The organism is Amycolatopsis sp. NPDC114503, assembly GCF_055633655.1.
The window spans coordinates 1,488,643-1,502,043 of sequence record NZ_JBVKDT010000001.1; the positions used below are offsets into that span (position 1 = coordinate 1,488,643).

Genomic DNA, 13,401 nt, shown 5'->3' on the forward strand with positions numbered 1-13,401 from the left:
CTGGGTTGAGGCGGTCTTGTCGGCCGCCTCAATCGAGCAGCGTGGTGAGGTCGATTTCCGCGGGGAATGGCTCTGTCGTGCGGAAGATCCCGGTGGCTGCCGGGGCGTCTTGGTAACCGAGTTCCCCGGCTTGGTGACAGGCGACGAGGGAGATGGGGTCGTCGAGGTCGAGGATCCAGTAGAAGGGGATTCCGGCGTCGGCGTACTCGTCGTGCTTCGTGACGTAGTCGGTGCGTTTAGAACCAGGCGACACGATCTCGACGACGAGGAGAATTTCCTTGGCGCGGAGCATGTCCTCGTCGTGGTCAACGCGTGCAAGCGCTGCCTTCGTGGTGATCATCAGGTCTGGGCGACGAGAAAAGCCTGGTTCGCCGGGAGGGACCAGTTCGAGATCGACGTCGGTCTCGGCGACCGTTTTGTACCCGCTCGGCAGGTGAGGTCGCAGTTGATGCGCTAGCTCCAGCATGGCAACGCTGTGTCTTGGTTTGGGACTGGGCGACATCATCAAGCGACCCTCCACAAGCTCGGTGAAGCCGGAGTCGGTTTCACCGAGGGCCGCGTATTCCTCGATCGACAACAGGTGATCCGGGATCTCCCAGGGGAATTCACCACGCGTCGGCTCGGGAAGTGCTGTCACAGCGTCTCCTCACGTCACCGGCATTGTCTCACGCCTGCCGTGAGACTGTCAGTAATCATATCGACACGGAGAGCCATGTTTCGTCGCCGGTTGATCATGCTCGGCTCTCTAGGAGCGGTAGTCCGCCAAGAACGCCCGCAACCCCCGCGGCACGCGACCAGTGACCGCCGCGAAATCCTCCGACAGCCAAGCCCCGTCCCCCTGTGCCAGCAACGAGAAAACCTGCGCGTTCGACCCCGCCTCCGGCACCCCGTTCGACTCCATCACCGCGTGATGCTCCTCGACCGAGATCCGCCGGTACTCCACCGGCCGCCCCGTCGCCGAAGCCCATTCCCGCGCCACATCCGCGAACGTGACCAGCTCCGGTCCGGTCAGCAGATACGTCCGCCCGGCATGCTCCGCCGGAGCCGCGGCGATCACCGCGGCAGCCGCCGCGACGTCGCGGGCGTCGATCATCCCGATCCGGCCGTCGCCCGCGGAGTTCGAAAAGCCTCCGGTCGCCGTGATCTCCGGCGCGAGGCCCAGCAGATTCTGCATGAAGAAGTTCGGCGCGAGCAGCGTGTACCCCATCCCCGAAGCCTTGAGGTGCGCATCGATCCGCGCGTGCTCCCGCCGTCGGGCGACGGGCGAATCGTCAACAGCCTTGTGGTTCGTGACCCGCACGACATGCCGTACCCCGTGCGCGACCGCGCGATCAAGGACCGCGATCTGCGACGTCACCGCGGGGCCGATGAGCAGGAGGGTGTCGACGCCGCGCAGGGCCGCGTCCAGGGTGTCCGGGCGGTCGAAATCGCCGACCACCTCGTCGGCGCCGCCTGACGGGGTGCGGACGAGCGTCCGGACCTCTCCGAGCAGCCGAACCGCCTCGCTGCCGACTTTTCCCGTAGCACCGGTAACCAAGATCATGCGAACAGACTGCTCGCCACCGGTATCGTTTGTGAAGAAGGCACCTCGACGATCTATAGGTACCCAATGGATACCAAGTATGCGAAAGCCTGTCCCTCGCGCACGGTGATGGACGTGCTGGCCAACAAGTGGACGCTGTACGTCCTCGGCCTGCTCCGCCAGTACGAACGCCCGTTGCGGTTCACCGAACTGCGTCGCGGCGTCGAGGGGGTGACGCAGAAATCGCTCACCCAGGCGCTGCGCAACCTCGAACGCGACGGGCTGGTCACCCGCACGATCTACCCGACGATCCCGCCGCGCGTGGAGTACGCGCTCACCGGCCTCGGCCTGGAGATCGGCACGTTGACCAGCGCGATCGCCGACTGGTCGAAAGCCAACGCGGGCCGCGTCCACGCCGCCCGCGAGGCCTACGACAACCGGCAGGACTAGGCGTTCTTCAGCGAACGCGCGATCACCATCCGCTGAATCTGGTTCGTCCCCTCGAAGATCTGCGGCACCTTCGCCTCCCGCATGTACCGCTCCACCGGGAAGTCCCGCGTGTACCCCGCGCCTCCGAGCACCTGCACCGCGTCCGTCGTCACCTTCATCGCGCCGTCCGTCGCCACCAGCTTCGCGATCGACGACTGCCGCTGGAAGTCCAGCCCGCGGTCGCGTCGACGAGCAGCGTCCAGATAAGTCGCACGAGCCGATTCGACTGTCGCCGCCATGTCGGCCAGCAGGAACTCCATGCCCTGGAAATCCACGATCGGACGTCCGAACTGCGTGCGTCCCTTCGCGTACTCCACGGCCTCGTCCAGCGCCGCCTGCGCCAGGCCCACCGCGCACGCGGCGATCCCGAGCCGACCGGAACTGAGTGACGCCAGCGCGATCTTCAGTCCCGCGCCCTCGCCGCCGATGAGGCGATCAGCGGGAACCCTCGCGTCCTCGAACAGCATCTGGGCGGTCGGGGACCCGGTGAGGCCCATCTTCCGCTCGCGCGGAGCCGCCGAGAGGCCCGGAGTCGACGAGTCGACCAGGAGGCACGAGATGCCGTGCCCGCCGTCGTCGCTTGTGCGGACCATCGTCGTGTAGAAGTCCGCGACGCCAGCGTGGGTAATCCACGCTTTCGTGCCATTGACGACGTACTCGTCCTCGGAAAGCCGCGCGCGGGTCGACAGCGCCGCCGCGTCGGAGCCGGCCTGCGTTTCCGACAGGGCGTACGCGCCGAGCAGCGAGCCGCCCAGCATGTCCGGGAGCCAGCGGTCCTGCTGTTCCTCCGTGCCGTAGTTCGCGAGCGCGTAGCAGGACATCGTGTGCACTGACAGTCCGACGCCGACGCTCATCCACGCGGCGGCGATCTCCTCCAGCGCCTGCAGGTAGACCTCGTACGGCAGCTCCGCCCCGCCCCAGCGCTCCGGGTACGGCAGGCCCAGCAGGCCGGACTTGCCCATCAGCGTGAACAGATCGCGCGGGAACTGCTCGGCTTCCTCGTCGGCGGCGGCGCGCGGTTTCAGCTCGTCACGGGCGATTTCCGTGACGAGCGCGAGCAGGTCTTCGGACTCCGGCGTCGGCAGCAGACGGTCGACCGGCATGGGTTCCTCCCAGAACGCGGTGGTACTGAAAACAGTACTAACGGCTGATTGAGAGTACCGTATGCGGAGCGGGACTGTCCCTGATCGGTAGGAGATAGTGACGTGATGTCCACCCCTGAAGCCCGTCGCCGTCCCACCGCGCGGCAGCAAGTCCTGCTGCGCGAGTTAGAGGCGTTGTTCCTGGCGGAAGGCTTCGCCGGCTTCACGCTCGACGATCTGGCCGCCCGGCTCCGCTGCTCGAAGTCGACGCTGTACGCGCTCGCGCCGAGCAAGGAGCAGCTCGCGGTCAAGGTCGTCGCGCACTTCTTCCGCGACGCCGCCGAACGCCTCGAGAAGCGGATCGCGGGCATCGACGACGCGCGCGAGCTGATCGGCGAGTACCTCTCCGGCGTCTCCGAGCACCTGAACCGGGCGTCGCCGGAGTTCATGGCCGATATCGCCGCGTTCGCGCCCGCCCGCGACACCTATCAGCTCAACAGCCGCGCCGCCGCCCGCCGGATTCGCGCGTTCATCGACAAGGGCGTCGCCGACGGGGTGTTCCGCGACGTGCACGCGCGGCTCGTGGCCGAAATGACCGGTCTGATCATCGAAGGCATTCAGACCGGTGTGCTCGGCCGCCGCACCGACGTGTCCGACGCGGAAGCGTTCACCGCGCTCGGCGAACTTCTGCTCGGCGGACTCGACAAGAACTGATTTGTCCGCATCGGGACAGGAATTGTCAGCGCCGGTTCCTCTACACTCGCCGCTTGTGATCGTGGTGGGTGGAGAGGCGCTGGTCGACCTCGTTCCTGGCGAACCGTTGGATTCCACTGTGGACGGTGGGCTGCGCGCGTTGCTGCCGAGGCTCGGCGGCGGCCCGTACAACGTCGCGCTCGCCGCGGCCCGGCTCGGCGTGCCCGCGTCGTTCCTGTCGCGGATTTCCACTGACCGGTTCGGCGTCGCGTTGGTGGATCGCCTTTCCGCTTCGCACGTCGACACTTCGTTGCTGCAGCGCGGCAATGAGCCGACGACGCTCGCCGTCGTGGCGCTCGACGAACGCGGCGCGGCGGAATACACCTTCTACGTCGAGGGAACCGCCGATCGGCTGGTCTCCGATCCTGGTGCGCTGCCGGAAGAAACCACCGCGCTGTCGCTCGGAACACTTGGCATGGTGCTGGAACCCGGCGCGAGCGCGTACGAGCGAATTCTGCGCCGCGAATCCGCGCGTGGGACCCTGACCGTGCTCGACCCGAACATCCGGGAGGCGCTCATCGCCGACCCGGCGGCTTACCGCGCGCGCTTCGCGTCCTGGCTGCCCGACGTGCGGCTGCTGAAAATCTCCGACGACGACGCCGCGTGGCTCGCCGAAGGAGCCGACCCGGTGGCCGCGGCGAAATCGTGGGTGGAGTCCGGTGTGGACGCCGTAGTGCTCACCCGGGGCGCGGACGGCTTGTCTGTGATCACTTCGGCCGGTGAGCTGGCCCACGTCGCGTCCCGCAAGGTCGCGGTGGCGGACACGATCGGCGCCGGCGACACCGTGCAGGGCGCGTTGCTGGCCTGGCTGCACCAGCGCACCGTGCGCGACCTGGCCGCACTCGACGCCGGCGCGTGGAACGAAGCGCTTGCTTATGCGGCGAAAGCGGCCTCGATCACGGTTTCCCGCAGCGGGGCGGAGCCGCCGACCGCCGCGGATATGGCGGCCACCGTGTGAACCTGGTCCCAATGGGGCCTTTTGGGGCAACGCAGCGAGTGCGGACTGACCCACCCTTCGACTAGCGTAGTGGTGAATTCATACCCAGCGGGTCGGTGTGCAGCGAGGCGCGTGTTTCCTCGCGTGAACACGTGGCTACTGCGGAACCCGCAGACGCCGCCGTCCCGTGCCCAACGTGAGAGGGACCTGCATGTCCGACGCGACGAATGCGGGGCAGTCCGGCGGCGAAACCGCGACGCTGCGCCTGCCGAGTGGCGAGCACGAGTTCAAGGTCGTCAACCCGGTCGAGGGCGCGCCGGGGATCGAGCTGGGAAAGCTGCTGGCGCAGACCGGGTACATCACCTACGACCCCGGGTTCGTCAACACCGGCGCCGCCTCGTCGGCCATCACCTACATCGACGGTGATGCGGGCATCCTGCGCTACCGCGGCTACCCGATCGAGCAGCTGGCGGAGAAGTCCACCTTCATCGAGGTGTCCTACCTGCTCATCTACGGCGAGCTGCCGACCGAGGCCCAGCTGGCCGACTTCACCGAGCGGATCCAGCGGCACACCCTGCTGCACGAGGACCTCAAGGCGTTCTTCTCCGGCTTCCCGCGCGACGCGCACCCGATGCCGGTGCTGTCCAGCGCCGTTTCCGCGCTGTCGACCTTCTACCAGGACTCGCTGAACCCGTTCGACGAGCCCAACGTCGAGCTGTCCACCATCCGCCTGCTGGCGAAGGTGCCGACGCTCGCGGCGTACGCGTACAAGAAGTCCGTCGGCCAGCCGCTGCTGTACCCGGACAACTCGCTCGGCCTGGTGGAGAACTTCCTGCGGATGACGTTCGGCTTCCCGGCCGAGCCGTACGAGGTCGACCCGGACATCGCGAAGGCGCTCGACCTGCTGTTCATCCTGCACGCCGACCACGAGCAGAACTGCTCCACCTCCACGGTGCGGCTCGTCGGCTCGTCCGAGGCGAACCTGTTCGCCAGCATCTCGGCGGGCATCAACGCGCTGTTCGGCCCGCTGCACGGCGGCGCGAACGCGGCGGTGCTGGAGATGCTCGAGGGCATCCGCGACGACGGCGGCGATGTCGCGACGTTCGTCAACCGGGTGAAGAACAAAGAGCAGGGTGTCAAGCTCATGGGCTTCGGGCACCGGGTCTACAAGAACTACGACCCGCGCGCGAAGATCATCAAGAACACCGCGGACGAGATTCTCGGCAAGCTCAAGGGCGGCGACCAGCTGCTCGACATCGCCAAGAAGCTCGAGGAAACCGCGCTTTCGGACGACTACTTCGTCGAGCGCAAGCTGTACCCGAACGTGGACTTCTACACCGGTCTGATCTACCGCGCGCTCGGGTTCCCGACGAAGTTCTTCACCGTGCTGTTCGCGCTCGGCCGGCTCCCCGGCTGGATCGCGCACTGGCGCGAGATGATCAACGACCCGCAGACGAAGATCGGCCGCCCGCGGCAGATCTACACCGGCCACGCCTCCCGGGACTACACCCCGATGTCGGAGCGCTGAGTCTCTGCTTGGTGAAACGCCCCGCCGTGCTTTCGCGCGGCGGGGCGTTTATCGTTGTGCGGCATGACGATGGAAGCGCCGGTCGTGCTGTGGTTCCGCCGGGATCTGCGGCTGCGAGACCACGCCGCGCTCTTTGAAGCGGCCAAGCACAGCAAGCACATTCTGGCGCTGTACGTGCTGGACGACCGGCTGCTCAAGCCGGCCGGTTCGCCGCGGGTCGCGTTTCTGCTGAATTCCCTGCGAGAGCTGGACAATGCGTTGTCCGGCCGGTTGATGGTGCGCTACGGCGATCCGGCGCGCGAGGTTGTCGCCGCCGCACGGGAGATCCGCGCGGCGGCGGTGCATGTCTCCGCGGATACCGCACCATATGGCCGAAAGCGCGACGAGGCTGTTGCTTCAGCCTTGGCAGAGCACCGAATTCAGTGGGTGCCGACGGGTTCTCCGTACGCCGTGACGCCGGGCCGGGTCACCAAGCCGGACGGTACCCCGTATCGGGTCTTCACGCCGTTCTATCGCGCTTGGGCACAACACGGCTGGCCTCGTCCGGCGGACACCAATGTGTCTATTGTGGACTGGATAAAGCCTTCTTCTTCCGCGGCGTTGCCGGAGACTCCTGAGGTGGACTGCGAACTGCCGCCTGCGGGGGAGGAGGCCGCTTTGTCCGTGTGGCATGACTTCCTCTCCGACGGCCTCGCGGATTATGCCGCTGAACGCGATCGGCCGGATCATGCTGGCACCACAAGGATTTCGCCCTATCTGCGGTGGGGAGCGATCCATCCGCGGACGATGCTCGCCGACTTGGCTTCCAACCGGTCCGAGGGGGCGCAGGCGTTGCGTTCCGAGCTGTGCTGGCGCGAGTTTCACGCCGACGTACTGTGGAACCGCCCGGAGACCGCGCGGCAGAACTATGACCGTCGCTTCGACGGAATGCGTTACGACACCGGGAAAACCGCGCAAGAGATGTTCACGCAGTGGCGCGAGGGACGGACCGGCTACCCGATCGTCGACGCCGGAATGCGGCAGCTGCTGGCCGAGGGCTGGATGCACAACCGCGTCCGAATGATCGTGGCGAGTTTCCTGGTAAAAGACCTGCATCTGCCGTGGTGGTGGGGCGCACGGCACTTCATGCGGCATCTGGTGGACGGCGACCTGGCGTCGAATCAGCTGAACTGGCAATGGGTCGCCGGTTCCGGGACGGATGCCGCGCCGTACTTCCGGATCTTCAATCCGACCACGCAGGGCCAGAAATTCGACCCGCAGGGCGATTACGTGCGCCGGTATGTGCCGGAATTGCGTGGGGTGGAAGGGAAAGCGGTGCATGTGCTGAAGGAGCGTCCGGAGGGGTATCCGGAGCCGATCGTCGACCATGCGGAGGAACGGCAGGTCGCGTTGCAGCGGTATGGGGCGATCACGGGGTCTTAGGGTGGTGCGCCCGTTCGTGGCTTTCGGCCAGCGACAGGCCGCGCTGGCGGTCTTCGATGATCGACCAGAACCGGGGGCACTTCAGGGGATCGCTGGCCGGGCACTGCCGCCCGTGCTCGAGCGCGGCGCGGGCCACCTCGATGCGGCGCTGCCGCTCGGTCAGCTCGGCGAGTTTGCCGTTGATCATTTCCTGCCGGCGCGGTTGTTCGCCGGTCAGGAAACGGCTGATTTCCGACAGCGTGAAGCCGATTTCCTGGAAGAAGAGGAGCACCCCGACGTCCTTGACCGCGGACTCGGCGTAGCGCCGCCGGCCAGCTTCTCGTTCCGCCGGGCGGACGAGACCGAGTTCGTCGTAGTAGCGCAGCGCACTCGTCGGCACGCCGGTGCGCTCGGCGAGTTCGCCGATGGACAACGTGCGCTCGGTGGCAGTCATTTGACTTCAAGCGTACTCGAAGTGGTTTGCTCGCCCCATGAACGTTGTGGAACGGGCTCTGCGATGGTGGGGTCCGCGTGGCGGGATCGCGCAGTTTCACCGGCCGACCGGGGTTCCGGGACACGTCGCCGGGATGATCATGGGTCGGCGGTCGTCGAATGTGACGCGTAATCGGTGGGCGGTGCGGCTGCTGGACATCCAGCCAGCAGAACGGGTTCTCGAACTTGGGTGCGGTCCTGGCGTGGCCGTTGCCGCGCTGGCTGACCGGGCGGCACTGGTGGTCGGCGTCGACCATTCGGCGGTGATGATTCGCCAAGCTCAGCACCGAAATCGGTCGGCGGTCCGGGCCGGACGGGTGCGTTTGGTGTGCGCGTCGGTCGAGAATCTGTCGTTCGACGAGGGAGCGTTCGACGCCGCGCTGGCCGTCAACACGCTGGGCATGTGGCCGGATCCGGTTGCCCGGCTGCGCGAACTCGCCGGGTTGTTGCGTCCGGGCGGGTGCGTTGCGCTGGTATCTCAACCACGCCTTCCTGGAGTGACTTCGGCCGCCGCGGCCGAGGAGCTGACTGGGAAACTCACCGAGGCTGGCTTTGTCCAGCTCAGAACCGAAACGCTCGACCTGGAGCCACCGGTGGTGTGCGTCCTCGGTCGCGTCCCCTAACGGCGCAACGCGTCGATCAGCCGCACCCGGCTGCCGACCCGCAGTACCCCATTCCGATACACCCGCGCTCCCGCCCAGGTGACCACCGCGATCAGCGCGACCGTCAGCACCAGCGACAGCACGATTTCCCAAGCCTCCACCGCCCCGAGCGCGATTCGTGCGGGCATCAGAATCGGCGACAGCAACGGAATCAGCGAAACAACCCGTGTAGCCGTCCCATGAGGTGCTTGCGTCAGCAGATTGATCCCCGCGACGAACCCGATCACCAGCGCGATATTCACCGGCCCGACCACCGCCTGCGTGTCCTCCTGGCGCGACACCAGCGCGCCGGCCGCGCCGTACAGCATGGCGTAGAGGAGGAAACCCAGCAGATACCAGACGAGACCCCAGCCCAGTGTCCCCAGCACGACGCTGGAGATCGAGAAAACGCCCGACACGCCACCGGCGAGCAACCCCGCCGCGGCGAGGATCGCGAGCTGCGTCAACCCGACCAAGCCGAGGCCGAGGACCTTGCCCAGCAGCAAATGCACCGGCCGGACGGTCGCGAGCAGAATCTCCACCACACGGCTGGATTTCTCCTCGACCACGCCCTGCGCGACGAACATCCCGTAGGTCATGATGCTGATATACAACAGAATCGCGACCACGATCCCGGTCGCCAGCTTCGTGCCGGCTTGCGGATCCGCGGGTTCGAGAGCCTGTACGTCGGCGTGCGTGGCGGATACTGCCTGGTGTACGGCGGCGGGATCGAGGTTCGCGGAGTACAGCTGAGCGTCCAGCACCTGTTGCTGCGCGATGTTGTCCAGCACGGAACGCAGCTGCGGGTCTAAAGTGGACTTCACGATCACGCGAGGCCGGGATGCGCTGCCGGACACGAGCGCGTCGACATCGCCGTCGCGGACCTGGGTCAAACCGTCCGATTCGGACTGTACCAGGACGATCTTGAGGTGCCGGTCGTTGTTCTCCAGCTGCGCGGCGATGCCCTGCGCTTGCCCGGTCAGCGCGACGCGAGTCGTCTCCCGGTCTCCGGCGAGGAACGCCTGCAGGGCGACGTAACCCAGCAGCAGCAACAGCATCACCGCGGTACTGACCACAAAGGACCGGGTGCGCAGCCGGGCGTTGAGCTCCCGTTTGGCCACCAGTCGCACGGCGCGGGCGGGGCGGATCCGGCTCATCGGGGTGCTCCCGGCGTGGCGACCGAATCGCGGAACAGATCGGCGAGCGTACGGCGGCGGTGGCTGAATTCCGTCACCGGGCCGGTGGCGAGTGCGGCGGCGAGCACGGCCTGGTCGTCGGCGCTCGGCGACAGTTCCAGCACGGTCGTGGGGCCGCGGTCTTCGAGGACGCGCGCGCCGGGAACCGTTGCCGCCCAACCGGGATTCGCGCTCGGTGCGGTGACGACCAGGCGACGACCGGCGTCGCGGGTCAGCTCGTCCACGGTGCCGACCGCGACCATCCGGCCGTCGCGGATGATGCCGACCCGGTCGCACAGCCGCTCCACGAGGTCGAGCTGGTGGCTGGAAAACACCACCGGCACGCCCGTCGCCGCCTTCTCGCGCAGTACGCCGCTCAGCACGTCCACCGCGAGCGGGTCGAGGCCGGAGAACGGTTCGTCGAGCACCAGCAACGCCGGATCGTGCACGAGCGCGGCGGCGAGTTGCACGCGTTGCTGATTGCCGAGACTGAGCTGCTGGACGTCGTCCTTGCGCCACGGCCCAAGCCCGAGCCGCGCGATCCACAACTCGGCGGCGCGGTGTGCGTCGTTGGTGCTGAGACCGTGCAGTTCCGCGAGGTAGACGAGCTGGTCGACGACCTTCATTTTCGGGTACAGCCCGCGTTCTTCCGGCATGTACCCGATTTGCGCGCGGGTGTCGTGCGTGACCGACCGCCCGGCGAAGCGCACCTCGCCGGAGTCGGCCTCCAGCACGCCGAGCGCGATCCGCATCGTGGTGGTCTTGCCCGCCCCGTTGCTGCCGACGAACCCGAACAGCTCGCCCGGCACCGCGGTGAAGCTCACGCCGTCGAGCGCGGTTTTCGTGCCGAACCGTTTGCTGATCCGGTCGATCTCCAGCGTCACGCGTCCCCCTTCGCCTGGTTCGAGAACGACGCGCGGCTGAACACGGCTTCCACCGGCAGGCCGAACACCGCGCAGATGCGCAACGCCAGGTCGAGGCTCGGATAGTGATCCCCGCGCTCCAGCGCCCCGATGGTCTGCGGATTGACCTCGACCGCCTCGGCGAGATCCGCGCGGCTCATCCCGCGCTCCGCGCGCAGCACCGGCAGCCGGTTGTGGATCGGCAGCTCCTTGCCACGCCGCACCGGGCTCATGGACCGCACTGTTGCAAAAACCCAACAAGGCGTCAAGCTGCCTTGCCGGGATTTACCCAGGGTTTTCAGGACAGTCCGGCCAGCGTTTTCTCCACCAGTTCGGCTACCCGGTCCCGGGCGGCTTCGGCGTCGGCGGGGACGAGGCCCAGCCGGGTGCGGCGTTCGAGGACGTCCTCGACAGTCGTCGCGCCCTCATGCCGAACTGCCCACACCACCTCGGCGGCGGTGATTTCCGTCGACGCACTCAGTGGGGCCGCGAATTCCGGTTCCAGTTCGCCGAGTGCCGCCACGCGGGGTGCTTCGGTGCCGTATTTGGCCACCAACCGCGCCGGAGCGTCCACAAGAGACAGTCGGGAGCGCGGTGCGGCGCCGAGCAGCGGCAGCTTCGCGGTTCGCGAAGGGCCAGCGGGTAAACCGGCGTGCGTCAAGGCGGCATCGACGGCGTCCTCGGCCATGCGTCGATATGTCGTCAGCTTCCCGCCGACCACGGTGAGCACGCCGTCGGAACCGGTGATCACAGCGTGTTTCCGAGACAGATCCGCACTGCGCCCAGCGGAACCGGAGACGAGCGGTCGCAACCCGGCGTACGAGCCGATCACATCGGCGGCGGTCAACGGGCGATCCAGGACAGAAGAAGCTGTGGAAAGCAGGAAGTCCACATCGGACTCGGGAACGGTCGGGACATCGGGTACGCCGCCGGACACCGGCTCGTCGGTGAGTCCTAAGTAGACCCTTCCGTCGAGCTGCGGCAACAGGAAAACGAACCGGTTGGTCTCGCCGGGAACCGGAATGTTGACCGACGTGGCCCCGACTCGCACAGTGTCCGGCGCGAGCACCAGATGGGACCCGCGCGAAGGGCGTAGCTGGACAGAGTCGGTCAGAGTGTCCGCCCAGACGCCGGTCGCGTTGATGACCTGGCGTGCGCGAAGGGTGTACTCCGAATAGCCGTCGAGAACCCGAGCTTCGTTACCGGCCAAGGAAACCGCCGACAAGCGCGTCAGGATCCGAGCCCCGAGCAAGGCCGCCGTACGGGCAATGCTGACGACCAACCGGGCATCGTCCACCAAAGCGCCGTCGTACGCCAAAAGAGCGCCGCGCAGTCCAGCAGGAGCCAGACCGGGGGACAGGGCCAGCGCTTCAGCAGCGGGAATCCGGCGCGGTCCAGGCAGCACCGACGACGGCGTCCGCGCGGCCCGACGCAATCCGTCGCCAGCCCGGAGACCGGTCGCGATCAACGCCTGTTGCGCGGCGGAAGTCCCGGGATAGAGCGGAAAAAGCTGCGGCATGGCGCGCGTGAGGTGCGGCGCGGTGCGGGTCATCAGAATCCCGCGCTCCACGGCACTCTCGTGCGCGAGCCCGAGTTCGCCCTTGGCCAGGTACCGCAATCCGCCGTGCACGAGCTTGCTGGACCAGCGCGACGTGCCGAACGCGAGATCGTGCGCCTCCGCCAATGCGACCGAAAGCCCACGGGCCGCGGCGTCGAGAGCGATGCCCGCGCCGGTAACCCCGCCGCCGACCACCAGCACGTCGACCTGTTCGCCGTCGACCAGCCGGGACAGTTCGCGTTCGCGGCGGCGCGCGTTGAGGGATCCGGTGCTCATGGTTTCAACCCCGCTTCGACCAGGTGCCGGAATTCGGCGAGCAGCGCGGCCTCGTCCACGTCGGCGGTGGCCGGGCGCAGCGAGAACGCGAACGACTGCACGACCAGCAGCACCGACCGCGCCTGCGCGGCCACCTCGGCGGTGCGCACCGATCCGTCTCGGTGTCCCTCTTCGAGCAGGCTTCGGAGCACATGCTCGGCGAAGTGCTGCGTCGCACCGAGCCGTTCGACGATGTACGGCAGCACCAGTTCGGCATCGACATCCAGCAGCGTCCGGAACAGCGGATCGGCCGACAGCGCGCCGACACTGGCCGCCGCCAGGTGCACGATGCGGTCGCGCGCGTGCGCCGCGCGGTCGCCGGACTCGCTCACCCGCTGCAGCAGGCCGCTGAACTCGCGCGTCATCAGCGCGGCGAGGACGCTGCGCACATCGGGGAACCGCCGGTACACCGTCATGCGGCTGACCTGCGCGGTTCGGGCGATCTCGGCGAGCGTCGTGCGCCGGACGCCGACCGCGAGCACGCACTGGCGCGCGGCGTCGAGGAGCTCGTCGTCGGCGACGCGAGCCGAGGTCGGGCGGCTGCGAGCGTCCGCGAGTGCGGAGGGGGCCGCTCCCGGTCGGGAGTGACGTTTGACGTCCATGTGT

General features: G+C 67.6%; 15 protein-coding genes. 6 read left to right on the forward strand and 9 right to left on the reverse strand.

The window, feature by feature from the left end; translation table 11 throughout:
- Window positions 1-28: 28 nt before the first annotated feature.
- Both ACZ7OI_RS07305 and ACZ7OI_RS07310 read right to left on the reverse strand, forming a co-directional pair.
- The gene (locus tag ACZ7OI_RS07305) at window positions 29-637 is read right to left on the reverse strand and encodes a Uma2 family endonuclease (RefSeq protein ID WP_470263249.1); all 609 of its coding nucleotides are present in this window, start codon (window positions 635-637) and stop codon (window positions 29-31) included.
- 108 nt (window positions 638-745) lie between these two features.
- On the reverse strand, window positions 746-1,543 hold the full coding sequence (locus ACZ7OI_RS07310; RefSeq protein ID WP_470263250.1) for an NmrA family NAD(P)-binding protein: 798 nt from the start codon (window positions 1,541-1,543) through the stop codon (window positions 746-748).
- 66 nt (window positions 1,544-1,609) lie between these two features.
- On the opposite strand from ACZ7OI_RS07310, the gene ACZ7OI_RS07315 reads away from it, so the two are divergent.
- Entirely contained in the window at window positions 1,610-1,972 is a 363-nt protein-coding gene (locus ACZ7OI_RS07315; protein WP_470263251.1) for a winged helix-turn-helix transcriptional regulator, read from the forward strand.
- Here ACZ7OI_RS07315 and ACZ7OI_RS07320 read toward each other — a convergent pair.
- Entirely contained in the window at window positions 1,969-3,114 is a 1,146-nt protein-coding gene (locus ACZ7OI_RS07320; RefSeq protein ID WP_470263252.1) for an acyl-CoA dehydrogenase family protein, read from the reverse strand. The two genes, ACZ7OI_RS07315 and ACZ7OI_RS07320, sit on opposite strands and share 4 nt — an antisense overlap.
- Before the next feature lie 105 nt (window positions 3,115-3,219).
- On the opposite strand from ACZ7OI_RS07320, the gene ACZ7OI_RS07325 reads away from it, so the two are divergent.
- From ACZ7OI_RS07325 to ACZ7OI_RS07340, 4 genes are all read left to right on the forward strand, one after another.
- Window positions 3,220-3,807, forward strand: coding sequence for a TetR/AcrR family transcriptional regulator (locus ACZ7OI_RS07325; protein ID WP_470263253.1), 588 nt, complete (start codon window positions 3,220-3,222; stop codon window positions 3,805-3,807).
- 55 nt (window positions 3,808-3,862) lie between these two features.
- Window positions 3,863-4,804: a carbohydrate kinase family protein gene (locus ACZ7OI_RS07330; protein ID WP_470263254.1), complete on the forward strand. Its 942-nt coding sequence runs from the start codon at window positions 3,863-3,865 to the stop codon at window positions 4,802-4,804.
- Between the two features lie 190 nt (window positions 4,805-4,994).
- Entirely contained in the window at window positions 4,995-6,311 is a 1,317-nt protein-coding gene (locus ACZ7OI_RS07335) for a citrate synthase (RefSeq protein WP_182889565.1), read from the forward strand.
- Window positions 6,312-6,374: 63 nt separating this feature from the next.
- Window positions 6,375-7,733 carry a cryptochrome/photolyase family protein gene (locus ACZ7OI_RS07340; RefSeq protein WP_470263255.1) on the forward strand — a complete coding sequence of 453 codons (1,359 nt, stop codon included), beginning with the start codon at window positions 6,375-6,377 and terminating at the stop codon, window positions 7,731-7,733.
- Here the strand turns inward: ACZ7OI_RS07340 and ACZ7OI_RS07345 are convergent.
- A complete protein-coding gene (locus tag ACZ7OI_RS07345; RefSeq protein ID WP_470263256.1) occupies window positions 7,720-8,166 on the reverse strand; it encodes a MerR family transcriptional regulator in 447 nt (148 codons plus the stop codon). The genes ACZ7OI_RS07340 and ACZ7OI_RS07345 overlap by 14 nt on opposite strands.
- A gap of 37 nt (window positions 8,167-8,203) precedes the next feature.
- On the opposite strand from ACZ7OI_RS07345, the gene ACZ7OI_RS07350 reads away from it, so the two are divergent.
- A complete protein-coding gene (locus ACZ7OI_RS07350; RefSeq protein ID WP_470263257.1) occupies window positions 8,204-8,827 on the forward strand; it encodes a class I SAM-dependent methyltransferase in 624 nt (207 codons plus the stop codon).
- On the opposite strand, the gene ACZ7OI_RS07355 is transcribed toward ACZ7OI_RS07350, so the two are convergent.
- From ACZ7OI_RS07355 to ACZ7OI_RS07375, 5 genes are all read right to left on the reverse strand, one after another.
- The gene (locus ACZ7OI_RS07355; RefSeq protein WP_470263258.1) at window positions 8,824-10,002 is read right to left on the reverse strand and encodes an ABC transporter permease; all 1,179 of its coding nucleotides are present in this window, start codon (window positions 10,000-10,002) and stop codon (window positions 8,824-8,826) included. The two genes, ACZ7OI_RS07350 and ACZ7OI_RS07355, sit on opposite strands and share 4 nt — an antisense overlap.
- Window positions 9,999-10,898: an ABC transporter ATP-binding protein gene (locus ACZ7OI_RS07360; RefSeq protein ID WP_470263462.1), complete on the reverse strand. Its 900-nt coding sequence runs from the start codon at window positions 10,896-10,898 to the stop codon at window positions 9,999-10,001. The genes ACZ7OI_RS07355 and ACZ7OI_RS07360 overlap by 4 nt, the downstream gene beginning before the upstream one ends.
- Window positions 10,899-10,900: 2 nt before the next feature.
- Window positions 10,901-11,155, reverse strand: coding sequence for a helix-turn-helix transcriptional regulator (locus ACZ7OI_RS07365; protein ID WP_470263259.1), 255 nt, complete (start codon window positions 11,153-11,155; stop codon window positions 10,901-10,903).
- A gap of 65 nt (window positions 11,156-11,220) precedes the next feature.
- Window positions 11,221-12,756 carry a glycerol-3-phosphate dehydrogenase/oxidase gene (locus tag ACZ7OI_RS07370; RefSeq protein ID WP_470263260.1) on the reverse strand — a complete coding sequence of 512 codons (1,536 nt, stop codon included), beginning with the start codon at window positions 12,754-12,756 and terminating at the stop codon, window positions 11,221-11,223.
- The gene (locus ACZ7OI_RS07375) at window positions 12,753-13,397 is read right to left on the reverse strand and encodes a TetR/AcrR family transcriptional regulator (protein WP_470263261.1); all 645 of its coding nucleotides are present in this window, start codon (window positions 13,395-13,397) and stop codon (window positions 12,753-12,755) included. Before ACZ7OI_RS07375 ends, ACZ7OI_RS07370 begins: the two co-directional genes overlap by 4 nt.
- Window positions 13,398-13,401: the final 4 nt, after the last annotated feature.

What these genes read in the sequence shown, in the direction of transcription:
- ACZ7OI_RS07340 (WP_470263255.1), top strand. Translation starts at nt 6,375, where the DNA reads ATGACGATGGAAGCGCCGGTCGTGCTGTGGTTCCGCCGGGATCTGCGG.
- ACZ7OI_RS07320 (WP_470263252.1), bottom strand. Translation starts at nt 3,114, where the DNA reads ATGCCGGTCGACCGTCTGCTGCCGACGCCGGAGTCCGAAGACCTGCTC.
- ACZ7OI_RS07355 (WP_470263258.1), bottom strand. Translation starts at nt 10,002, where the DNA reads ATGAGCCGGATCCGCCCCGCCCGCGCCGTGCGACTGGTGGCCAAACGG.
- ACZ7OI_RS07325 (WP_470263253.1), top strand. Translation starts at nt 3,220, where the DNA reads ATGTCCACCCCTGAAGCCCGTCGCCGTCCCACCGCGCGGCAGCAAGTC.
- ACZ7OI_RS07370 (WP_470263260.1), bottom strand. Translation starts at nt 12,756, where the DNA reads ATGAGCACCGGATCCCTCAACGCGCGCCGCCGCGAACGCGAACTGTCC.
- ACZ7OI_RS07365 (WP_470263259.1), bottom strand. Translation starts at nt 11,155, where the DNA reads ATGAGCCCGGTGCGGCGTGGCAAGGAGCTGCCGATCCACAACCGGCTG.
- ACZ7OI_RS07310 (WP_470263250.1), bottom strand. Translation starts at nt 1,543, where the DNA reads ATGATCTTGGTTACCGGTGCTACGGGAAAAGTCGGCAGCGAGGCGGTT.
- ACZ7OI_RS07335 (WP_182889565.1), top strand. Translation starts at nt 4,995, where the DNA reads ATGTCCGACGCGACGAATGCGGGGCAGTCCGGCGGCGAAACCGCGACG.
- ACZ7OI_RS07345 (WP_470263256.1), bottom strand. Translation starts at nt 8,166, where the DNA reads ATGACTGCCACCGAGCGCACGTTGTCCATCGGCGAACTCGCCGAGCGC.
- ACZ7OI_RS07375 (WP_470263261.1), bottom strand. Translation starts at nt 13,397, where the DNA reads ATGGACGTCAAACGTCACTCCCGACCGGGAGCGGCCCCCTCCGCACTC.
- ACZ7OI_RS07350 (WP_470263257.1), top strand. Translation starts at nt 8,204, where the DNA reads ATGAACGTTGTGGAACGGGCTCTGCGATGGTGGGGTCCGCGTGGCGGG.
- ACZ7OI_RS07315 (WP_470263251.1), top strand. Translation starts at nt 1,610, where the DNA reads ATGGATACCAAGTATGCGAAAGCCTGTCCCTCGCGCACGGTGATGGAC.